Source organism: Bremerella volcania (genome assembly GCF_007748115.1).
In the GTDB taxonomy this organism is placed as follows: domain Bacteria; phylum Planctomycetota; class Planctomycetia; order Pirellulales; family Pirellulaceae; genus Bremerella; species Bremerella volcania.
This window is the reverse complement of the sequence record NZ_CP036289.1, coordinates 4,484,010-4,505,642: the sequence shown is the minus strand read 5'-3', so window position 1 is coordinate 4,505,642 and position 21,633 is coordinate 4,484,010. Positions and strand designations below refer to the sequence as shown.

The window sequence follows — 21,633 nt, the reverse complement described above, 5'->3', positions numbered from 1 at the left end:
TGCGCTAAGGTTCCGCTTTCTTTCGCAGCGTCCGCAGGGCTCGGTGGGCGATCCGCTGGGTGTGCTTCGAGTTGGTCTCGGAGAGCCAACGATCACAAAGGCTTTCCACAAAGTCAGGCCGCGTCTTGCTGGCATCGTTCAGCCAGTTGGCGACCGAATCTTGGACGTACTTGGTTTCGTCTTCGCGGCAAAGCTCCAGCAGCGGCTCGGCGATCTCCGGGCGTTCTTTCAGTGTGGTAATGTGTCTGGTCCACACGCCGCACGGCCGAGATAGTTCGATCGCGAATCGCCGCATGAGATGGTTCTTATGCCGCGCAAACGGGTGCAGCTTTTCAATCTGGGAAACGATCGCGTCGGCAGCTGGCACGCGCACGCACATCCAGGCAATTTCTCGCACGCCCATATTAGCGTCGGTGGCAAACGGTTTAGCCCGTTTCAGCCGCTGGGCGAAGGTTAACTTCACGTTGGCGGCATCCATGTAAGCAGCCCAGTTGCGAAGGATATCGCTAGGATGCGAGGCAAGCTGCTGGTAGACCGCTTCCCGGTTGTCGTACCCTTCCAGCACGTGGTGAAATGCCTGGCCGGTGTCCGCCAGCCGCTGCATTACCCCTTCGCCGGATAGCTTCTTGATCGTGGAAGCGATTTGTTTCGCCGACTTCTCATCGAGCGAGAGATGCGATTTGGTATGGCGAAACAGCTTGGCGTGATCGACGGCGAGAAACTCAACCAGATTGACCGTTTCGATCTGGCCACGGTTGAGCGCCGTCAGAACGTTCGACGGAATCTCGCTCCGTCGAACGGCCCCTTTGCGGGCTTTGAGACCTTCGAGGTCCGCCATCGCTTGGCCTCTTGGGGGTTAGCTACCGACGGTTGAATCGAAGACGCGAACCTTTTCCCAGTTCTCTTTGTTCTCTTCGATGAACTGCAGGTGACGCTCGGCAACCTGGTAGGCATTCTGCGATTCGAGGCAATCGAAGATCACGTGCAGGGCCACTTGGAATTCACGGTCGTTCACCGGGCGATTCAGTTCGTCGGTCAAAATACCGGCGCCGAAATAAAGCGTACCAGGATGACCAGTAAGGTACTTTTTGCAAGCGGCGATCAGCTTCTCTTGAGCCTCAGGCGATTTGTCTTTCAGGGTGAAGTAAACGTTGTGGGCGATCTGCTTCAAGTTTTCCATGGCAGTCAATCGTCTTCTAAAGCGAACAACTAAGGGGTTGGGTGAAGCAGTGCAATGTACCTAGCCGCTTGCCCCATCACAACGCAGGCGCATGAAAAAGGCCGCGGTAAAAACCACGGCCTGGGTAATTTTGCTAAAGGCATGTCGCACCAGACTTAGTCTTCCCCGCGACGGCGTGAAGTACCGATGCCGGCACGTTCCAAGAGCGACTTGCCGAGGATCTCTTCGGCAACGTTCACTTCGGCCGGTGGTGGCCCGGTTGCGCCGAGTTCGATCGGATCGTAATGCAGTTCGTATTCGTGCTTGGCGATCGAGATCGTGTTGCCTGGATCGATACGTTTGTCGGTGTCGCGAACGCGCTTGCCGTTGACTTTCGTTCCGTTGCGACTGTTTTGATCTTCGACGAACCAATATCCCTGTTTGATGTAGAGCTGGCAGTGATTACTCGAGACGTTGGCGAATCGCAGGACGACGTCGTTCGACTCGCGGCGACCAACTAAAAGCGTCTTCTTCAGCAGAGGAATCGGATCTCCCCCGCCAACGGGGATTAGCTCCCCAAATTTCTGGGACATTCAAGTGCCTCGTTCCGGTTGTGGCTAGATGATAAGCCTAAAATCGATAAGAATGGCCATCTCTCACTTTATCAATTCCTTAACACGAGTCAATATTCATCAACAAGGTTTGATTTGTCCACGACGGTTCAGCACGGGTGGCGCGAGGCGGGGCTTCGTTACTATGCCTACAGTTGGTATCTTCGGCAGCGATTTGGCGAGCGCATTCAGAAGGTAAGCCTCGACGCGAAGTTTACTTGCCCCAATGTCGACGGCACGGTCGCTAAAGGGGGGTGCACGTTCTGCGACAATCGCAGCTTCAGCCCAAGTCGCCGCGAGCCGATCCGCGACATTACCGATCAACTGGCCAATGGCATGACTCGCCTCAAGCGGCGGTACAAGGTCGACAAGTTCATCGCCTACTTCCAGCCAGCCACCAACACGTATGCGGCCGTCGATCGGTTGCGACCGCTCTACGAACAGGCCATCGATCACGAGAAAGTGGTTGGCCTAAGTATCGGGACGCGGCCCGACTGCGTCGAGCCCGACGTGATGGACTTGTTGGAAGAGTTCGCTGGGCGAACCTATCTGACCGTCGAATACGGCATGCAGACGATCCATGATCGTTCGCTCGATTGGATGAACCGCGGGCACCATCACGACGCGACCGTCGACGCGATCGAGCGCAGCCGGGGACGTGGTTTCGAGATCTGCCTGCACGTCATTCTGGGGCTGCCGCACGAGTCGCATGACGACATGATGGCAACCGCCGCGGAGGTCGCTCGGCTCGATATCGATGCCGTGAAGATCCACAATCTGTACTGCGTGAAGAACACCAAGATGGCCGACCAGGTCGCTTCCGGCGAAGTGACGCTAATGGAGCGGCAAGACTACATCACCACGCTGGTCGATTTCCTGGAACGAATTCCCGCCAATGTGCTTGTAGAGCGAACCATCGGAGACGCCCCGCCGGATTACTTCGTCGGGCCAAGCTGGTGCCTGGATAAGTCGGCCGTTCTGCGGGCCATCGATGACGAACTGGTCCGCCGCGATACGTGGCAAGGAAAGCTGTGCGATTAAGTGGTGTGGTACTTATCCCGCTTCGCGAGGCATCGCGCATAAAAAGACCCGAGTGGATCGGTAAGCCGGGTTCTGTCCTGCAGCGAGTGCAGGGATAGTCATTCCTCTACGGCGTGAATTGCTCCACGTCTCTAGCAGCGTACCCGGCGGTAGATGACGGGCCGGACGAGCCCGTGCCACGCTGCGAGCAGCGCGTTTTCCGCCTGTTTGCCTTGCTCCGGGTGGGGTTTACCAAGCCAGCTGAGTCACCTCGGCTGCTGGTGCGCTCTTACCGCACCATTTCACCCTTACCGTTCCCCGAGGGGACTTAGGCGGTATCTTTTCTGCGGCACTTTCCCTGATCTCACGACCGGTCGACGTTATCGACCACCCTGTCCTATGGAGCCCGGACTTTCCTCCCGCTGGCGGCAAAAATGTCGTCAGCCGGCGACTATCTGATCCACTTGGGTCAACGCTTAGCATAGGTCAGCGACCTCAAATTGGCCACGTACCTGTACCCAAAGCGACCACTTTACGACGTAAGTAACGGGAAAAAGTTCGCCCATCTACGAAAATTACCCGCGAAAAGATGTTCCGACTTCATTAGAATAAAGGTCTCGGACCCTCCTCACACTCCTCCTTTTCTCGGGACAGTTGCACGATGCGCGCGATCCACCAATCGTTTGGGCTGGCTAGTCTGTTGCTTGCCGTCGTCTTTATTTCTTCCGCCGATGCCCAACAGCGTGTGTACGAGCTTCGTACCTATACCACCAACGAAGGGAAGCTGGAAAACCTGCATGCCCGGTTCCGCGATCACACGATGGAACTGTTTGAAAAGCAGGGTATGCAGAACCACGTTTACTGGGTGCCCACCGATGGGGAACGAGCCGATAACACGCTGGTTTACATCATTTCGCATGAAAACGAGGAAGCCGCCAAGAAGAGCTGGAAGGGGTTCCTGGATGATCCTGAGTGGAAGAAGGTTGCCGCCGAATCGGAAAAGGATGGCAAAATCCTGGCCAAGCGTCCCGATGCCATCTACATGGAGCCGACCGACTTCTCGCCACAAGATTTCGAGTCGGCCGAACAACCACGGCTGTTCGAACTGCGTACGTATACCACGGCGGAGGGCCGTTTGCCGGCTCTGTTGCAGCGGTTTCGTGATGGTGAATTGAAGTTGTTTGAAAAACAGGGCATGACCAACGTGGCTTATTTCACCCCGGTCGAAATGCCGAATACATTGATTTACGTCGTGGCCCATAAGGACGAAGCGGCCATGAAGAAGGCCTGGGACGGTTTTCGCAACGATCAAGAGTGGCAACAATTGTGGGAGCAGTCGACTAAGGACGGAAAGATCGTCATCAAAGTCGATCGCCAGATCCTGCGCCCGGTCGATTACTCGCCGATGAAATAAGATGGTAAACACTCCCCCAGGATGTAGGGAAAGGGGGTGTCAGAAGTCCTGAACTCAGGCAGAATTAAACCAGTAGCGTCTTTTCTCCGGGATTGTCGGACACTGTCTGGCTACCACAAGCGAAGGTTCACGAGCAGATGAAGATAGGATTTCGCTGCCGTCATTGCCATCAAAAGCTGACGATTTCGGTATCCGCCGCAGGGAGCCGCCAAAAGTGTCCCCGCTGTCTGGAAGAAATCGTCGTTCCGTCTCCTCCTTCCCAGTCCGTGAGCGATCACGCAGGTGCCACGCAGCACCAGGGAGATCCGTTGAGCGAAGCGACGTCGACCGAGACGTGGAAGTCGACTCCGCAAGGCAAGTTACGTCTCCCCTCCCAACGAGCCGAGCACTTTGAAAAGTGTTCGCCTCTCAGGGTCCCCAACTTTCCGGAAGATGGTCTGCGAATTCTTAAGGCGTTCGGCCCGCCCGTCGAGAAGACCAAGCCGACGTGGACCTACAAACTAGGCGTGGCGATCGTCGCCCTGGTGATGATAACGCTGCCGATGGTCTATTTCACGTTTATCGGCAGTATTTGCTACGCGACCTATTGGTACTTTTCCCAAGGGCAATACTTACTCTTCCCAGGCATGGTCGGGCCGCTTCCTTACTTTGTGGGAACGACGATCGGTACGATTAGTACCGTCGTGGTCTTCTTTCTCCTCAAGCCGATTCTGGCACGACCCGCGAATGTGGCTCGCACGCGAAGCATCACTTCGCAAAGCGATCCGATGTTGTTCGCGTTCGTCTCGCGCGTGTGCGACGTGGTCGGTGCGCCGTTTCCCTCACGGATCGACATCACGTACGACGTGAACGCGTCGGCCAGTTTTCGGCACGGGCTGGGAAGCATCCTCAACGGAAACGACTTGGTACTTACCATTGGCGTTCCGTTGGTGGGCTCGCTGACGATGCGGCAGTTCGCTGGCGTGCTCGCGCATGAGTTCGGTCACTTCAGCCAAGGGACCGGCATGCGGCTGACCTACATCATCCGTTCGATCAGTGAATGGTTTGCCCGCGTTGTCTTTCAGCGCGACGAATGGGACAAGTGCCTGGACATGCTGTGCGGGCCCGAGTTCCTTCCGCTATCGGTCATCACCTGGCCGGCCCGATCGTGCGTGTGGCTGTCTCGGCAGTTGTTGCGAATGCTGATGAACATCGGCCTGTTGGTGGGCGGTTTCCTGCTGCGTGAGATGGAATACGACGCCGACCGGTACGAGGCCCGCGTTGCCGGAAGTAACGAGTTCGCCGAAACCAGCTGGCGTATTCAGCTTGCCAGCTATGCCTGGCTGCACGCCCAGTCGCAGATTTCGCAGTTAGCCGAACGCGATATTTTGATTGACGATGTGGCACTTTTGGTACGCCATCATATCGCGAGCATGTCGGACGCCATCAAAGAGCAGATCCACCGCGACATCAAGTCTGGCAAAAGCGGTCTGTTCGATTCGCATCCTTGCGAAGCGGCTCGTTTTCAAAACGCGCAACGCGAGAACGCTCCCGGCATTTTTACCTTGGAGGACGACGCCACGAAACTATTCGCCGACTTCGAGACGATGGCCAAGAACGTCACGTGGGACCTGTATTGTCAGTACCTCAGACGCAGCGTGAAACGGACGAATTTGCAAGATACGCAGAGCGTGCTTATGCGGTATCGAATTGGGGTGGGCACCGTTCGGCCGTGGAATGAACCCGACTACTATTAGTCCTCCGTGTGGCCTACAATCGTATCAGTTTGAGGTTGCTTGAAGCGTTCCTCTTGATTGTCGACTGAGATCTCTTCCACGAGTCAGGCATGCCTTCGAAAGCACAACCGGTCAAGCTGCCCATCATCGGGTGGCGCGAGTGGGTTCAACTTCCACAACTCGGGATCGCCAAGATCAAAGCCAAGATCGATACCGGTGCCCGATCGTCTTCCCTGCATGCGTACGACTTGAAGTATGAAGAACGGGACGGACAGCAGTGGGTGCTGTTCAAAGTGCACACGCGCCAACGAAGCACCGCCGAGAAGGTCATCGCCGAAAGCCAGGTGCTTGAGTTTCGCAAGGTTCGCAGTTCCAATGGGCAGGTCACCAAACGGCCAGTCATTCTGACGAAGGTCGAGATTCTTGGCCAATTGTGCGAAATTGAGCTGACATTGGCCAATCGCGATTCGATGGGCTTTCGCATGCTGCTGGGGCGTGAGGCGATTCGCGGCCGCATGCTGGTCGACTCAGGGGCTTCTTACTTGTCCGGCGTGCCGAAGCGACTTAAGGGGAAGCGAAGTGCCAATCCCAACTCTACGGCGGTAAAACGCCCCTCGCTTAAAACCGAGCACGATGCCACCTAGCATTTCGGTTGCCTCACGTCAAAATGTCTTTACGATGACGTTCAAGGGGATCTACTTTCCCGGCGTCGAGTCGCCCCCAGGGGTGGCCCAAAACTAAACTCCCCTCGAGATGGAATCGCGACGCAATGAAGTTAGGAATTCTTTCCTGTAACCGGTTTTGTTACAGCACGCGCCGCTTGCGTGAAGCCGCCGTCGAGCGTGGTTGACCTGCCCCCTTCAACCGCATCCATTCGGTAAATTAGTTTTTGCTGAATGCATGCCCATTTGAAGGGAGATTTCTTATGCCTAGAAGAAGATTCACGCCTGAGCAGATCATCCAGCATCTCCGCGAAGCGGAGGTGCTTCTCTCTCAGGACAAGACGATTGCCCAGGCCTGCAAGGCGATCGGCGTCACGGAGCAGACTTACTATCGCTGGCGGAAGGAGTACGGCGGTGTTCGTACCGATCAGGCCAAGCGTTTGAAAGAGCTCGAGAAGGAGAATGCTCGCCTGAAGCGACTGCTGGCTGATGCCGAACTCGACAAGGCGATCCTGAAGGAAGCCGCTTCGGGAAACTTCTGAGCCCGGACAAGCGACGGCGAATCGTCGAGCACGTGCGAGATACTTTGGGACGCGAGCGAGTATCAGAACGGAGGGCCTGCCGGGTGCTGGGACAGCCTCGTTCCACTCAGCGCCGTGTTCGCTGGGTCCCCGACGACGAGCCTCGCCTGGTCCGGGAGATGATTGAACTTGCTGAACAGTATGGCCGTTATGGCTATCGGCGAATCACTGAGATGTTACGCCGGAAAGGTTGGCAGGTGAACCATAAACGCATCGAACGCTTATGGCGTCGCGAGGGCTTGAAAGTACCAAAAAGGCAGCCGAAACGACGTCGCCTGTGGCTTAATGATGGTTCGTGCGTTCGCCTGCGGCCGAGTCATCGTGATGAGGTCTGGAGCTATGACTTCGTGCATCACCGAACGCACGATGGTCGAGCCTTCCGTATGCTGACGCTGATCAACGAGTATACTCGCGAGTGCTTGGCGATCGATGTGGCTCGTCAACTGACCAGCGAGGATGTCTTGGAGCGTCTTAGCGACCTGTTCGTTCGCCGTGGCGTGCCAGACTTCATTCGCAGCGACAACGGCTCAGAGTTCACCGCCACTAAGGTCCGTGACTGGCTGGAGCGAGTCGAGGTGAACACCCTGTACATCGAACCTGGCAGCCCGTGGGAGAATGGCTACATCGAATCCTTCAACGGGAAGCTGCGAGATGAACTACTCGATCGAGAGATCTTCGACACGCTGCTGGAGGCAAAAGTGTTGATCGAACGGTGGCGAGTCGAGTACAACACGGTACGCCCGCACAGTTCGCTGGGGTACCGTCCACCGGCACCGGAGGCAATTCTTCCAGGGGAAGCTGCTTCCGCTACGCTCCAGCACCTTCCCCTGGAAGAATCCTTGAAGACTACAACTTAAAGACTGGTTTCATTCGTGGGGGCAGGTCATGGTCACGAGGCCAAAGTCCTCAACACGCTGAAATTCGCCATCGATCTCGAAAAGGGAGAGCCGGACCTCTACTTCCGCTCGAAACAGCTCAGCTCGTACGATGCGGTCCTGCCCCGGATCGGCGCTTCCATTACTTACTTCGGCACGGCCGTCGTGCGGCAGTTCGAGCAAATGGACGTCTTCCCAGCCAACAGTTCGTGGGGGATTACCAACTCGCGTGACAAGCTGCGGAGCCTGCAGATCCTTAGCCGCCATCACATTGGCATTCCACAAACGACCTTCGTCCGCGACCGGGCGGACATTCTGCCTGCGATCGAACGTGTGGGCGGGGCACCAGTGGTAATCAAGCTGATTGAAGGAACCCAGGGGGTCGGCGTGATTCTGGCTGACTCGGTGAAGATTGCCGAGGCGATCATCGAGACGCTGCACAGCACGCGGCAAAACGTGCTGGTGCAGAAGTTCGTCAAGGAAAGCCGTGGCCGTGACGTGCGTGCGTTCGTCGTCGGCGATCAGGTCGTGGCTGCCATGCGGCGGATTGCCCAGGGAAGCGAATTTCGCAGCAACGTTCACCGCGGCGGCCTGACCGAGGCGGTCGAGCTGGACGAAAAGTATCGCGAAACGGCTGTCCGCGCCGCCCAGATCATGGGCTTGCGGATCGCAGGCGTCGACATGCTGGAAAGTGATTCCGGCCCCCAGGTGATGGAAGTGAACTCATCGCCCGGGCTGGAAGGGATCGAACGCTGCACGAAGCTCGACATTGCCGGAGCGATCGTCGATTACATCGCCGCCCAGGTCGATTTCCCCGAGATCGACATCCGCCAACGCCTGACCGTCAGCCGCGGCTACGGCGTGACCGAGATTCACATTCCCGAAGGCTCGGAATACTGCGGCAAGTCGATCGACGAGTCGGGCTTGCCCGACCATGACATCAACGTGCTAACCCTCTACCGCGGCACGTCGGTGATCCCCAACCCCCGCCTGAAACGAGTCCTGGAACCAGGCGACCGCCTGCTGTGCTTCGGCAAGCTCGATGCGATGCGCGGGCTGATCCCCGAAAAGATTATCAAGCAGCGACGCCCGAAGGTGAAGAAGCTTTCCAAGGCGGCGCTGGAAGGGGGCTAGGTCGAAGCGTTCCGCCAGTGCCAACAGTCGCTTGGCAAGTCAGGCTTATTCGTCCGACTTGATGAAAGCGATATCGTCCAGATAGAACGTCACCGGCTTGCCTTGTCCCCCGAGGGTCCAGTAGAAGCCTGTCTTGATTCTTCCGGCGTTGTGGCGAACGAGTGGGATTTTGAAACGTTGCCACTGGCTTGTCAGCGTGACTTCGATCTCGCCTTTGGCGGTATCGTAGAACGGCTTGTCGCGATCGATCAATCCGAAGCCGAATTTGACCCGTTCGCCCCCATGCTCTCCGCGGGCCCAGATTTGCAGCGTATCAGCGGCACTCAGGTCGAACCCACCAGGGCGATCTCCCCAATCATTGGCCGGACTTTGCCAGACCACGCCACCCCAGCCGTCCGCTTTATCGTAGATCACTTCAAGGCACGTTTTGCCGGAGTGCGGCTCGGTCGTCGATTTCTCGTTCAACTTTATCGCGGCAGATTCTCCCATGTAGCCTGAGGCCGCATAGGGGGAACCGTTCATGTCGTCGGCATAAACGGTGAAGGGAACGGGAACCTTGCGTCCGCGGGCCAGGGCTTCCATCGATACCTCACCGGCGACTTTCAGCGGCACGTTCGCGACCGCGCCCCCTCCATCGCCATCGTGAACGTATGCGAACAGTCGGTAGTTGCCGGGAACTTGCGGCATCTTCACGGTCACGCCGGTTGGGCCGGCCTTGGTGATCGCTTCGGGGAACGTGGGTGGCGGCGGGCGATAGTCCCCCATCGTGTTGAACTCTTCCATCTCGCGGAACAACACCCATTTCACTTGCGGCTGCTTTCCTTCCGGATCGACAACCTTCAAGCGGGCCTCGATGGGCATGTTGGGCTCGACGATCGGCTTGTCCACGACTTCCAGAAGATCGATCCGCGGACACAGATTCTCTGGCGGCTTGCCGGACCAGGCCTCGGTCATGGCGTCGACGGCGGCTACTTTCGTTCCGTCCGGCAGGAACATCCCAAACCACGTGGCGGTGGCTTCCTGTTTAAAGCCCCACGTGAACGCGAACGATCCGAGGCAATGGGGATCGGCGGCCAGCTTTTGGTAGGCAGCCTGGTAGATGCTGGCTTTCTCGGTACTGGTCAGCTCCAGCGGAACGCCCCACTCGTTGTTCTGAATCTCCCACGTACCAGGCGGGCCGAATTCGGTCACGATATACGGCTTGTCGAGTCCCGCGTTGGCGAACCGCTCGGGAATCGATTGCACGCCGCCGTAGCTGTTGATCCCGACGACGTCGACGTCGGGGCAATACTTCTGGATCGAAGGGAGCTTGTCGCCGCCGATCTCGGCGATCACGGTCATCGTGGGATGGTGCGGGTCGACCTCGCCGATCATCCTGGCGACGTCATTCACGGCCTGCCAGACTTTCGGATCGGTCGTGGCTTCGAAGCCTTCCATCTCGTTGCCGACACCCCATAGCAAGACGGCCGGATGGTCTTTGAACTTTAAAACGGCCGCTTTCGCGTCGGCCAGCTGTTTGGCTACCTGGGCCGGGTCGTCATAGTTAAAGCCATGTCGGGCATGCCCCAGCCAGATTCCCAGGGCCACCTTAAGCCCATGTTTCTGGGCCTCGTCCAACCGCTCTTTGGTATCGTCGCCGATGCCCCAGGTACGAAACGCGTTCGCGCCCGATGCCGCAAGTAGCTCTTTGTCCCCATCCCCACCGGCCCCCTTGATGGCAAACGGCTTTTGATCGACCAGAAGCTGAAAGCCACGGTCGGTTTCGGCGATCTTCACCTCGGCGGCGATCAAGCGATGCGTTGCCGTGCAAGCCAGAAGGAACGAGAGAGTCCAAAACCACTTCATCAAAACTTGCCTTCCGCGAAAACGAAAGCCCCAGAACAGACGGCCTGGGACGGGACGAGACGTGTCGAGTTATTCTCGCTAGGGCTGCTTTCCTATGTCAAGAAACGGGCCGATTTCGGCCCATTTCGGGGGTGATGCGGCCGGGTCGCGACCGAGCGTTCTATTTTCGACGGCCGCCCCGTTTCATGTTAGATTCAAGCTCATCCCATCCATCCATTGAAAACCACAGAGGCACTCCATGGACTACTCGGAGATGCGAGTTAAGTATCTTATTTTCAATTTCCGTTACCCGACGTACATGGCGATGCAGATAGGCTTATTCATTGTGTGGATACTACTGGGTATCGTAGGCCTGGCATTCATGGGATCGGACAACTGGGTGTTAGCCAACGCGCACTGGCTTTGCCCCGCGATTGCGATCGCCGAAGCGATCGAGGCCGCGGTGGCGATCTATTTCGCGAAGAAGAAATGGGAATTGGAGAATTCTTGAATGAGGATTCCAATTTGTTAGCGACGCATAGAACCGCGTTCAAACGACTCACTGGGGTGTGCCACTGGCCTCCGGCCAATGCGAAGCAGGTACCCGGTAGCTAGTCAAAACTTCAGTTTAAACTTAGGGGCAAAAAGGGCAGAGATGACGTGAGCGTAACGGCATAAGATCGAGTCTCTTCACCGGATTAGTATTGCCGTTGCTGATCTTCAGGTGACATCGATTAAGCATGGAGGCCGCATTGCACTGGCCAGAGGCCAGTGACACACGGAGGTTTGTACCCTTTGCCAGTACCACCCACGGCGATTGCGCCATGATGGGTTATCTGCGACACTGAGGCAATGGCGGTCAGGCGATTTTGTGACGGAGGTTGTCGCGGCCTGATCCGGTGTTCTCAGGTGCCTTTCTCATGTCGTCACGTTCGCCTGTTTCCCTTCAAGAGTGCTTTGCCGATCTGACCGATCCGCGGACTCGCAAGGTGACTTATCCGTTAACGAATATCGTGACCATCGCGCTGTGTGCGGTGATGAGTGGGGCGGATGATTTTGTGGCTATCGCCGACTGGGCCGAGATGAAGAAGGAGTGGCTGGGTAAGTTCCTTGATTTGAGTTCCGGCATCCCTTCGCACGATCGCTTTAATGCGATCTTGGCTTCGCTGAATCCGGCTGAGTTTGAGAAGTGTTTGCTGACTTGGATCACCGCCTTACACGAAATCACCGACGGGCAGATCATCGCGATTGACGGCAAGACGCTGCGGCGGAGTTTCGACAAGGCCAGCAGCAAGGCGGCCATTCACATGGTCAGTGCCTGGGCGACTGCCAATCATGTGAGTCTCGGCCAGGTAGTAACCGACGCGAAGAGCAACGAGATCACCGCCATTCCCAAACTGCTTGAAATCGTCGAGGTTTCCGGCAGTTTAGTGACGATTGACGCTCAAGGTTGCCAACAGGACATCGCTCAGAAGATCGTCGACCAGGGAGCCGATTATTGCCTGGCCGTGAAGCGCAATCAGCCGACCCTCCACGATTCGATCGAAGATTTTTTTGTCGCGCAGCAGGAAAGCAATTTCAAGCGAGCCAAAGTACACCGTCACGAAACGCACGAGAAAGGGCATGGTCGCGAGGAGTCGCGTTCCTATTATATCTGCCCTGTGAACGACGAGATCATCACACGAGATCGTTGGTCGAACTTGAGGGCGATCGGGATGACGATCAATATCGTGAAGCAAGGCGGGAACGAGACGAGCGAGGTGCGATACTATATCCTGAGCAAGTACCTTTCCGGCAAGCGTTTCGCCGAGGCCGTTCGCGGTCATTGGGGCATTGAAAACAGCCTGCACTGGCAACTGGACGTGACGTTCGGTGAAGATCAATCTCGCATCCGCAAAGGGCACGCCGACGCCAACTTTAGCCTGCTACGAAGGACGAGCCTGAGCCTGCTGAAGAACAACAAGACAGCCAAGGTCGGCGTGAAGAACAAACGATTAAAATGCGGCTGGGGCGATGACTACCGCATGGAAGTCCTGCTGGGACGGTGAGTTATGGTGCAATCGCCGTGCCCCACCACCCTTTCGGCTGGCGAAGTTCATATATATTCCGACTCTTCGCGGCATGCGTCTCGGCGTGGATCAATCTAGGTCCAGCGACAACAAGTTCGCATATTTTGACCGAACATGGATGGATTATGTTAAAGGGAGGAACAAACAAAGCCATATACAAGAAGAAACAATCGAGAATGCACGAAAACAAAATAGTGGGAGTACTATTATCACAGGGCTGGACTTTTACGATGTCCTAACCGATCGCTTGCTGGGAAGTTTGCAGGACCGTGAGTTCATCCGAGAGTATCAAGAGTATTTATCTCAGACCTTCTTCCAAAACGCTCCAGTCGCGCTCATTCCGCGACGAGACCACGATACAGTAAATATCAAAGTCGGAAACGAGAAGGAACGACCAGTCCAATCGCTGGGTGATGGGCTCCAGCAGCTAATTATTCTGACATTGCCGATCTTTGAACACCGAGACACACCTCTTTTTCTCTTTATTGAAGAACCCGACTTGTTTCTTCACCCGGGTTATCAGCGTGTCTTGATCGATGCGATACTCAATGAGCCAGATCGGCAACTCTATGTATTTGTAACCACTCACTCCAGTCAGTTTCTCGATATTACGATCTCGGAAAATGACTGCTCAATCTTTCGCTGCAGCAAGCTCGTTTCCGTTGACGACGGTCTCGAACATGACCCACGGTTCTTCGTTGATAACGCATCTTCAGGGGATTACGAATTGCTCAAGCATCTCGGCGTTCGCCCATCGTCAGTAATGTTCTCAAATTGCACAATTTGGGTCGAGGGGATCACAGATCGACTTTATTTCAGCAAATACGTTGAGTTGTTGTTAAAAAAACAGGGCTTCAACTACATAGAGAACCTTCACTACTCATTTGTCGAATATGGTGGTGGCAATATTACGCATTGGTCATTTCTGGATGAAGATGGAATTGATGTCGAACGACTATGCGCGAAACTAATCCTGATTTCCGACAAAGACGAAGGAAAAGATGATCGGCATGACAAGTTAGCGGAGAAACTTGGAGATCGATTTGTGCGTCTCAAGGTTCGCGAGTCAGAAAACCTTTTAACACCGTCTGTAATCGAGGCAGTTATCCGAAGCTACGAGGACGACGGGATTGAACTGAAGCCATTTAAGCAATCTGATTACGCAACTCGGTATCTCGGAAGATTCATCGACAAACACATCCTTGTCGACATGACAACTTCAAAACGGTACGGAAAGCTTGGGACTAGCTATGAAGATAAATCTGGGACAATCAAAGCGAAAGTCCCGTTTTGCCGAAAAGCTCTCTGCGAGATCAACACTCTGAACGACATGAGTAGTGATGCGTATGAACTTGCTTCGAAGATCTGTGATTTCATTGCAGCAGAGAATCAGTAGTGCGAAGCAAGACAGGGCAGTGCCGTAGGCTGGGTCGAGACCCAGCGATATCAATCCGTGGAATGATTCCAATCGGTGGTCCAAGTAAGTGGCTTGGCTCATGGTGCGGGCAAGATATTGGCCGCCGTTTCTTTTCTGCTGGGTCGCGACCCAGCCTACGGAATTGCTTTCCCGGTTTCGTTGCTACGTCAGCGCACAAAAAAAGCTCGCAAATCAATCTGATCTGCGAGCTTTTCAAGGTGGAGGATAACGGGATCGAACCGATGACCTCTTGCATGCCATGCAAGCGCTCTCCCAGCTGAGCTAATCCCCCAAGTTGGGACAAAAGTCGGTGGAATATTCCCCACGACTCTTGCGTTTACCTTTGTCGGCAACAAATGCCGCTTGGTAAAGGGTTAAAATTACCAATCTGCTCGCAGCGTGTCAACAACCGGTCACCCTGGTTTGGTTGTAAGTTACACTATCGATACGATTTCCGCCGAACTCAAGATCTGAATCCGCCCCGCTAAGGGGCCGACCACTGCCTTTACGGATAACAGGACACGCGTGAAAAAGCATCTGATTACCGTCCTGAGAATCCTGGTGCCGGCCGGCATTCTGGCCTACCTGTTGTGGACCATTGGTAGTGACCCCGACAACGTCGAATCGGTTCGCCAGATCTTCAGCAGCAAGACCCGCTGGGGCAGCGTGGGCATTGCGTTCGCCTTTGGCCTGTTCGCTCTTGCGTGCACGTTCGTCCGCTGGTACCTGCTGGTGATTTCGGTGGGCATCCCGTTCTCGCTCAAAGAGGCGTTTCGGCTGGGCTTTCTGGGATACATGTTGAACTTCGTGGGGCTCGGGGGCGTGGGGGGCGATCTGTTCAAGGGGTATGTCCTGGCCAAGCACAATCCGACCAAACGCGTCGAGGCGGTCTCGACGATCTTCATGGACCGCCTGGTCGGTCTGTATGCCCTGTTCGTGGTGACGTCGGTTGCCGCATTGAGTTTGGACCTGGAAGGATCGCAGCCGGCGATTCGCACGATGGTGTATGTCGTGCACGGGGCGACGGTCGGCGGCCTGGTCGGGCTGACGCTTGTTTTTCTGCCAGGCTTTGCCAAGGGATCGTTTCGCGAGGTGCTCGAAGGCCTGCCGAAGGTAGGGCACGCGTTCAAGCGAATGTTCACGGCCGTTGGTATGTATCGCCGTCACCCGAAGTACCTGGCCTATATTGGGCTGTTGAGCCTGGGAGTGCATTCGTTCTTTTCGGTGGCAGGCTACTTCCTGGCCTCGGGATTGTTCGAGCAGCACCCGTCCCTGTTGGAGATGATGGTCATCACGCCGCTGGCGATGGTCTTCGCGGCGATTCCCCTTTCGCCGGGCGGGATGGGAACATTAGAGCTGGCGATCACCGAACTTTACGTGACGGTGCCGGCCGAAGAACTGAGCAAAGCCAACGGCATTACCGTCGCTTTGGGGTTCCGTGCGATGACGATCGGGCTGGCGTTTATCGGGGCAATATTCTATTGGACCAATCGCGCGTCGATCGATCAGTCGATGGCCGAAGCTAGCGCTGAAGAGGAGACGCTGGAGCATCTGGCCGAGGGAGAAGACGAATCGCTTGAGCCGTCTCAGCAGCCGGAGCATCGCTGACTTCCTGGCCGTCGATCGTGATTTTGGCATCCTGGCGGGAGGTGGCCGGAGCCGTGTTTTCCAGCAGGGTCGAGTCGATCACGATCGTCTTCGAGAACCCTTCGCCACGCAACTGAGCCGCCCCATTATCCCCGAGTAGCGACTTGTTGAGTGTGGCCCGGGAAGCCCCGCCGACCGAAACTCCGCTGCGGCCATTGCCGCGAGAAGTGATGCCGCCCAGTTCGATGTCGTAGCAATTGCTGTGCACGTTGATGCCGTCGAGCTGAAAGCCCTGGACGGTCAGGTCCAGGATCTTCACGTTGCGGACTTCGTACAGCGTGATCCCGGTGCGACGCGCGGTGAAGGTCAAACGATAACTGCCTGGGCCGCGATCTTTTTCGGTGCGGAAGAAGATCATGCCATCGGTCAGGCACCATTCGAGCGGCTGCAGCTTATCCAGTTGGCTCATGTCCTCGATGGTCACGCGTTTGGCCGGGCGGTCATCAAGGTAAAGCTGTTGGTAGCTCTTGTACGTTGGCGCGAAGCAGTGGACGTCCCCTTGAACGTGTTTCCAGCCGTCGACCGGCACTGGGGCGCGTCCGTCGAGAATGGCTCCGTTCCCTTCAATGATCAGAGGTGCGAACTCCCAACCGCTGTTGTTTCCGCCTTGCAGCGTGATCGACTCCTGGTAGGGAACGCCGGTGTTGGAGAGGATGATCTGATCCCCTTTCCGCGCGATCCGCAGGGCCTTGGTGATCGAAGCGATGGGACCGTTTTCCCCTTCCGAGAACTCGGCGGCGTTACCACGGTTACGATCGTCGCCGCGCACGTTGTCGACGTAGATCTCCGCGCCACGAGCGGTCGAAGCAAGAAGGATCAGGGTTAGGGCGAATGCGAGAAAACGCATGGATGTCCACTCAATCGATGTAATCGTCAAATTCGGTGCAGTTTTACACGCCCCATCATGCCGTGCTTGCAGCGCGATTTCCACAGGGCAATCGCACTTAAAACCAAAAACGCATCCCCGAGACAAATCCATCCAACTCAATCCCCTCTAAGTTGGTGTATTGATACCCCGCGAACACTTCGACCCGTTTCCACTGTGCTCCGAGGGTCGAGCGAATCCGAAACAGGTCCGCCGATCCCACCTTGCCCAGGTCCATCTCGGTCGACCAGATCCATGGCTTACCGAGATAAACGTCGTACCCAGTCGTGAAATTGATCCCGAACTCGGAACCATTTCGATCTTCCAGCAAGTTGGTTCCCAGGCCGAACCGAAACTGGCTGTGATATCCTTGCGGCACCCGGAACGTAAAGTTCAGGTCGCCCAACGTCAGTTGATCCGTTCCGCCGGAGGGGAGGTTCTCGAAGTACTCATCCCACTGGATGTCGATGCCCCAGCGACTGGTCCCTTCGACCAGCAGCTTGGTACCGACGCGTGACAGGTCGCCGAAGTCGGAGCCGTACTCGACCGATCCACGGATCGACGTCGTCTTCCCGGTGGTGACCCACGCGTCTCCCATCAACATGTAGCCGAACTCATGCTGATAGGGGTAGTCCGAAAAATAGCCCGGCGGGCCATAAATGGTGTACGTGACTTCCTGCCCTGACTCGTTTACGCATACGATCGTTCGCTTGTCGGGGATCATCGCATCCACCGCGGCGAGCGTTCCGTACAGCAGCAGGGTCCCTGCGAGTTCCCCGGCCGCTGCACCGATGCCATCATCATCGCAGTGGTGTTGATGATGTCGGTCTCGACGCTTGGGTTCTTCGCTTTTAGGCGGATCGGGATCGTCAGTCCGGCTTTCGCTGGCAGCCGACGAAAGCAATCCCTCTGCCTGGACATGCGTGGCAACAAGCGGCAACACCACGATCGCTACGATCAGGCTGAAAGCCAGCATTCTTACCATGCGAAAAGTCCTCGGCGAGTGGGGGAGAACACGTCCTACCCCTGAGGCGTGCAGCCACAAGGGAGGATCCCGAGCGCGGCAACATTACGAAGCACCCGCGGCTGGGTCAAGGCTAGTTTGAAGATGCTGGCTTACTCGCGGAATCATCGCTGCTAGCGTGGAGCACCTTAAAACGCAGGCGGATCTGCTCGATCGATCCGCATGTCAAATAGACGGTGTATTGGTGCTTGAGTCCCGGCGTCAAAGCGAACGTCTTGATCGGGGCAACATACGAGCACGCCGAGTTGGCCTCTTGATAGCGATAGCATGTGGCGTTCTCGATACCAGGGACATAGATGCCAACGCCGATATCGTCCTTATTCACATAGGCAACCCAGTTCTCGGTCATGGTGACTGATTCATTCGGAAAGCCTGGTTTCCGACGGGTCAGCTCCGCACCAGTCCATGGTGCGTCGCCGTTATACGTGACGAGCGTGTCGTACTCCGGGCGTACGAATACCGCTGGCAGCTCTTGATGTCTTGGCTTGTGTGTTTTTGTTCCGTCGTAGTTCATCTGGAACTCGATCTTCGCGAAGTAATCTTCCAGCGTGATGGTTTCAGTCATCGTGACTTCGCCGAGCAGCTGACCACCGGCCCAGTTGCGGGGCGTAATCTTGGCGAAGAGAGTTTTATCGTCGCTACGAAACTCACTCACTTCGCTGGCCAGGTTTTTGTAAGAGCCTCCCTGGACGGGATTATAGACCCACGGCTTGTCGACCCACTTCGAATCGTCCGGGTCGCCGTAGTACGACTGTTGAATGAAGCGACCGGTGTCGAAGTGATCCAGTAGGTTCTCTTGCGAGCGTTTGGGGGCGAAGTATCCGATGCAGGCTCCTCGCGATTTATCGACGCCGATCCGCAAGTAGTCGTTATCGAGATAGACCCACTCTGCTGCGGTCGCTGAGCCAGTATTTCCCAGGAAAACCAGGACTAATAGTAGGATGCAGCGTGTGTTCACTGGTAGTCACGATCTGGGTTAACGGTACGATTGAAGGATTACCATCACGTCCCATCATACTCGACAAGCCCCATGGCCCGCATTCTTCTGACCTCGGGACCGACCCGACAATACATCGATCCTGTCCGCTATCTGACCAACGCTTCCAGTGGGCGAATGGGATGCAGCCTAGCCGAAGCGGCCTTGGCTGCCGGTCATGAAGTAGTCATTGTTTCGGGACCGGTTTCCATTACCTACCCCAGCCAAGCAACCGTTCATTGGGTCGATACGACCGACGAGATGCTAGCGGCGGCCCGAGAACAGTTCGAGCACTGCGAAGGACTCATCGGCGTGGCTGCCCCGTGTGACTATCGACCCGAGTTCGTACTGGGGCAAAAGATCGCCAAGACGGGTCAGCCGCTGGTGCTGCAACTGATCGAAACGCCGGATGTGGTGGCGACGCTGGGTGCCGAGAAGAAGGATCGCTGGGTGGTTGGCTTCGCCTTGGAAACGGAAGACCGTCGCTTCCGGGCCCTGACGAAGCTCGAAAAGAAGAGCTGTGATCTGATGATCTTGAACGGGCCGGAGGCGATGAACAGCGAAGGGAATCACGTCGAGGTGCTGGCCAAGGATGGCAGCGTGGTGGCGACGCTCAAGGGGAGCAAGCCGGAGGTGGCGGTGCAGATCATGCAGATCGTCGGCCAGCGGCTAATCCAAACGTAGAACATCGGGAATACGCGTTGGTTTCCCTTCGCGGGTAATGCAGGCCAGCAGCGTTTTGCCTTCGACGATCAGATCATCGTCGCGGCGGATCTCGTATGCCAGTTCGATCCGGGCTCCCTTGGCTTTCACCGTTTTCACGCTGACATGCAGCAGGTCGTCGAATTCGGCGGGCAAGTGATAACGGCACTCGACGTCGCGAACGACCAACAGGGTGCCTTCGGCCTCCATTCGTTTGTAGTTGAAACCACCGGCACGCAGCATTTCGGTCCGGGCCAACTCGAAGTAGGTGATATAGTTGGCATGATGAACGCGTCCCTGGGCGTCGGTTTCCTGGTAGCGAACGCGAACCTCAATGGTGTGCTCTGTCAGCATGTTCCGTTACTTCGTAGGTCGGTCTTGGCGAATGGGTCGCGGTCACCTCCCCCACCTGTTGGGGCAAAGATTGACCGAACCCTAAGCCTTTTTTATAGTTGCGATTGTTATCTGCCAATTTCGTTTTAGCATGATTGGGGCACTATGAGTACGGGAGCCGGCTCCGGTACCAGTTTCAGCACCATGCGAGGTCGCGATTACCCCTCGCTTCGCCAGTTCACCGTCTTTCTGGAAAACCGCGTCGGGCAACTGCTAGAGATCGTCCGCCGTTTTGAAGGGAGCAATGTCCGCATTGTCGCTCTTTCCATTAACGATGCGACCGAGTGTTGCTTTGTTCGGTTCCTGCTGAGCGATCCCGAAGGGGGACGCGAGATTCTGGAGCGAGCCGGTCTGGCGCTGATCGAATCGGACCTGATCGGCGTCGAACTGCCTGCCGAGAAGCAGCCCCTCTTGCGGGTTTGCACGGCGCTGCTTCAATCGGAAGTGAATATCGTTCAGGCTTATCCTCTTCTGTATACGCCCAACAATCGGGCTGCCGTGGCCTTAATGGTTGATAACGCCGACATCGCGATGGATACCCTTTTGTCACGGAACTTCAAGGTCCTTACTGAGGACGACTTGAAGTTCGACGACTAGTTCTTTCGTAGGGCCCTCTCTGCAAAAAAACCGTTAAAATCGCGCCAGCAGGTCTGAGAAGTGGGCTTCTCGACGGCGAACCTTCTGCCAGGGTGCCATCGATGAGGCTTTGTCCGATAGAATTCACTGCAAGATCTATCGGAAGTTATCCGTATCCATCACCCCGCCACCGGACACTGGCAGCCGCATGATTCATGTTCGTGATCTCGTCAAGTCGTACGACGATCTCCAACTCGGAAAATTCACGGCAGTGGATCACATCAGCTTCTTTGCGATGCCGGGCGAGATTTTCGGGCTGCTGGGTCCCAACGGCGCGGGCAAGACGACGGCGCTTCGCATTCTGAGTACGGTTCTCGAACCAACTTCCGGGACCGTCAAGATCGCCGGGTACGACGTCACCACCGAACCGGCCATGGTGCGGCATAAGATCGGTTTCATGTCGGCCAACACGGCCGTATACGACCGGATGACTGCCTGGGAAATGGTGGAATACTTCGGCAAGCTGTACGGCCTGCCGGATGACGAGTTGCACGACCGGATGGAAGAGTTGTTTCATCGTCTGGGGATGCGCGAGATTCGCGACGTGCTGGGGGCGAAGATGTCGACCGGCATGAAGCAAAAGGTTTCCATTGCCCGGGCACTGGTACATGATCCGCCGGTGTTGATCTTCGACGAACCGACCCTGGGACTCGATGTGTTCGTCGCTCGGGCTTTGGTGCAGTTGATCTCGGAACTGCGCGACCAAGGGAAGTGCATCATCTTCTCTTCGCACATCATGCGGGAAGTCGAGAAGCTGTGCGACAAGGTCGCCATCATGAATCGCGGGAAGATCCTCGCCGAAGGAACCATCGATCAGTTACGTACCGAATACAACCAGCCTGATCTGGAAGAACTATTCTTTCATCTGATCGGCGAGCCGGATGGAATCGCCAACTAACGGTAGCGAGA

At 56.2% G+C, this 21,633-nt stretch carries 21 protein-coding genes, 1 tRNA gene and 1 other RNA gene; 13 read left to right on the top strand and 10 right to left on the bottom strand.

Annotation, left to right across the window (positions count from 1 at the left end):
- Positions 1-4: 4 nt before the first annotated feature.
- The 3 genes from Pan97_RS17835 to Pan97_RS17825 all read right to left on the bottom strand — a co-directional run bounded on the left by Pan97_RS17835 (position 5) and on the right by Pan97_RS17825 (position 1,752).
- Positions 5-838, bottom strand: coding sequence for a DNA alkylation repair protein (locus Pan97_RS17835; RefSeq protein WP_144974882.1), 834 nt, complete (start codon positions 836-838; stop codon positions 5-7).
- Between the two features lie 18 nt (positions 839-856).
- A complete protein-coding gene (locus Pan97_RS17830) occupies positions 857-1,180 on the bottom strand; it encodes a Dabb family protein (RefSeq protein WP_144974880.1) in 324 nt (107 codons plus the stop codon).
- Positions 1,181-1,335: 155 nt separating this feature from the next.
- Positions 1,336-1,752 (bottom strand): FHA domain-containing protein, encoded by a 417-nt coding sequence (locus Pan97_RS17825; RefSeq protein WP_144974879.1) that lies wholly within the window; start codon positions 1,750-1,752, stop codon positions 1,336-1,338.
- A gap of 114 nt (positions 1,753-1,866) precedes the next feature.
- Here Pan97_RS17825 and Pan97_RS17820 point away from each other — a divergent pair, with 114 nt between their 5' ends.
- Positions 1,867-2,811, top strand: coding sequence for a TIGR01212 family radical SAM protein (locus Pan97_RS17820; protein ID WP_144974877.1), 945 nt, complete (start codon positions 1,867-1,869; stop codon positions 2,809-2,811).
- A gap of 45 nt (positions 2,812-2,856) precedes the next feature.
- On the opposite strand, the gene rnpB is transcribed toward Pan97_RS17820, so the two are convergent.
- Positions 2,857-3,257: RNase P RNA component class A (gene rnpB, locus Pan97_RS17815), an RNA gene on the bottom strand.
- Between the two features lie 194 nt (positions 3,258-3,451).
- Here rnpB and Pan97_RS17810 point away from each other — a divergent pair.
- The 5 genes from Pan97_RS17810 to Pan97_RS17790 all read left to right on the top strand — a co-directional run bounded on the left by Pan97_RS17810 (position 3,452) and on the right by Pan97_RS17790 (position 9,171).
- Positions 3,452-4,204 (top strand): NIPSNAP family protein, encoded by a 753-nt coding sequence (locus tag Pan97_RS17810; RefSeq protein WP_144974875.1) that lies wholly within the window; start codon positions 3,452-3,454, stop codon positions 4,202-4,204.
- Positions 4,205-4,341: 137 nt separating this feature from the next.
- Positions 4,342-5,940: a M48 family metalloprotease gene (locus tag Pan97_RS17805; protein WP_144974873.1), complete on the top strand. Its 1,599-nt coding sequence runs from the start codon at positions 4,342-4,344 to the stop codon at positions 5,938-5,940.
- An 89-nt stretch (positions 5,941-6,029) separates the two neighbouring features.
- A complete protein-coding gene (locus Pan97_RS17800; RefSeq protein ID WP_144974871.1) occupies positions 6,030-6,563 on the top strand; it encodes an ATP-dependent zinc protease family protein in 534 nt (177 codons plus the stop codon).
- A 281-nt stretch (positions 6,564-6,844) separates the two neighbouring features.
- A protein-coding gene (locus Pan97_RS17795; RefSeq protein ID WP_144970036.1) for an IS3 family transposase occupies positions 6,845-8,019 on the top strand; the annotation gives its coding sequence in 2 pieces (ribosomal slippage) (positions 6,845-7,109 and positions 7,109-8,019; 1,176 coding nt in all).
- 15 nt (positions 8,020-8,034) lie between these two features.
- Complete coding sequence (locus tag Pan97_RS17790) at positions 8,035-9,171, top strand: RimK family alpha-L-glutamate ligase (RefSeq protein ID WP_196782143.1); 1,137 nt, start codon at positions 8,035-8,037, stop codon at positions 9,169-9,171.
- A 45-nt stretch (positions 9,172-9,216) separates the two neighbouring features.
- Here the strand turns inward: Pan97_RS17790 and Pan97_RS17785 are convergent, their stop codons facing one another.
- The gene (locus Pan97_RS17785) at positions 9,217-11,016 is read right to left on the bottom strand and encodes a glycoside hydrolase family 2 TIM barrel-domain containing protein (protein ID WP_144974867.1); all 1,800 of its coding nucleotides are present in this window, start codon (positions 11,014-11,016) and stop codon (positions 9,217-9,219) included.
- A gap of 238 nt (positions 11,017-11,254) precedes the next feature.
- Here Pan97_RS17785 and Pan97_RS17780 point away from each other — a divergent pair, with 238 nt between their 5' ends.
- The 3 genes from Pan97_RS17780 to Pan97_RS17770 all read left to right on the top strand — a co-directional run bounded on the left by Pan97_RS17780 (position 11,255) and on the right by Pan97_RS17770 (position 14,460).
- Entirely contained in the window at positions 11,255-11,506 is a 252-nt protein-coding gene (locus Pan97_RS17780) for a hypothetical protein (RefSeq protein ID WP_144974865.1), read from the top strand.
- A 409-nt stretch (positions 11,507-11,915) separates the two neighbouring features.
- Positions 11,916-13,043 (top strand): ISAs1 family transposase, encoded by a 1,128-nt coding sequence (locus Pan97_RS17775; protein WP_144970136.1) that lies wholly within the window; start codon positions 11,916-11,918, stop codon positions 13,041-13,043.
- Complete coding sequence (locus tag Pan97_RS17770; protein ID WP_144974863.1) at positions 13,009-14,460, top strand: ATP-dependent nuclease; 1,452 nt, start codon at positions 13,009-13,011, stop codon at positions 14,458-14,460. Before Pan97_RS17775 ends, Pan97_RS17770 begins: the two co-directional genes overlap by 35 nt.
- A gap of 240 nt (positions 14,461-14,700) precedes the next feature.
- On the opposite strand, the gene Pan97_RS17765 is transcribed toward Pan97_RS17770, so the two are convergent.
- A tRNA-Ala gene (locus Pan97_RS17765) sits at positions 14,701-14,773 on the bottom strand.
- Between the two features lie 233 nt (positions 14,774-15,006).
- Here Pan97_RS17765 and Pan97_RS17760 point away from each other — a divergent pair.
- Positions 15,007-16,089: a lysylphosphatidylglycerol synthase transmembrane domain-containing protein gene (locus Pan97_RS17760; protein WP_165698828.1), complete on the top strand. Its 1,083-nt coding sequence runs from the start codon at positions 15,007-15,009 to the stop codon at positions 16,087-16,089.
- Here the strand turns inward: Pan97_RS17760 and Pan97_RS17755 are convergent.
- The 3 genes from Pan97_RS17755 to Pan97_RS17745 all read right to left on the bottom strand — a co-directional run bounded on the left by Pan97_RS17755 (position 16,004) and on the right by Pan97_RS17745 (position 18,975).
- Positions 16,004-16,975: a right-handed parallel beta-helix repeat-containing protein gene (locus tag Pan97_RS17755; protein WP_144974859.1), complete on the bottom strand. Its 972-nt coding sequence runs from the start codon at positions 16,973-16,975 to the stop codon at positions 16,004-16,006. The genes Pan97_RS17760 and Pan97_RS17755 overlap by 86 nt on opposite strands.
- Before the next feature lie 97 nt (positions 16,976-17,072).
- Positions 17,073-17,978 carry a hypothetical protein gene (locus tag Pan97_RS17750; protein WP_144974857.1) on the bottom strand — a complete coding sequence of 302 codons (906 nt, stop codon included), beginning with the start codon at positions 17,976-17,978 and terminating at the stop codon, positions 17,073-17,075.
- Positions 17,979-18,090: 112 nt separating this feature from the next.
- A complete protein-coding gene (locus Pan97_RS17745) occupies positions 18,091-18,975 on the bottom strand; it encodes a hypothetical protein (protein WP_144974855.1) in 885 nt (294 codons plus the stop codon).
- Positions 18,976-19,047: 72 nt separating this feature from the next.
- On the opposite strand from Pan97_RS17745, the gene Pan97_RS17740 reads away from it, so the two are divergent.
- Entirely contained in the window at positions 19,048-19,677 is a 630-nt protein-coding gene (locus Pan97_RS17740) for a phosphopantothenoylcysteine decarboxylase domain-containing protein (RefSeq protein WP_144974853.1), read from the top strand.
- Here the strand turns inward: Pan97_RS17740 and Pan97_RS17735 are convergent.
- Positions 19,663-20,049, bottom strand: coding sequence for an acyl-CoA thioesterase (locus Pan97_RS17735; RefSeq protein WP_144974851.1), 387 nt, complete (start codon positions 20,047-20,049; stop codon positions 19,663-19,665). The two genes, Pan97_RS17740 and Pan97_RS17735, sit on opposite strands and share 15 nt — an antisense overlap.
- A gap of 144 nt (positions 20,050-20,193) precedes the next feature.
- On the opposite strand from Pan97_RS17735, the gene Pan97_RS17730 reads away from it, so the two are divergent.
- The gene (locus Pan97_RS17730; RefSeq protein WP_144974849.1) at positions 20,194-20,685 is read left to right on the top strand and encodes an acetolactate synthase; all 492 of its coding nucleotides are present in this window, start codon (positions 20,194-20,196) and stop codon (positions 20,683-20,685) included.
- 187 nt (positions 20,686-20,872) lie between these two features.
- A complete protein-coding gene (locus Pan97_RS17725; RefSeq protein WP_144974847.1) occupies positions 20,873-21,622 on the top strand; it encodes an ABC transporter ATP-binding protein in 750 nt (249 codons plus the stop codon).
- The last annotated feature ends 11 nt before the right edge of the window (positions 21,623-21,633 follow it).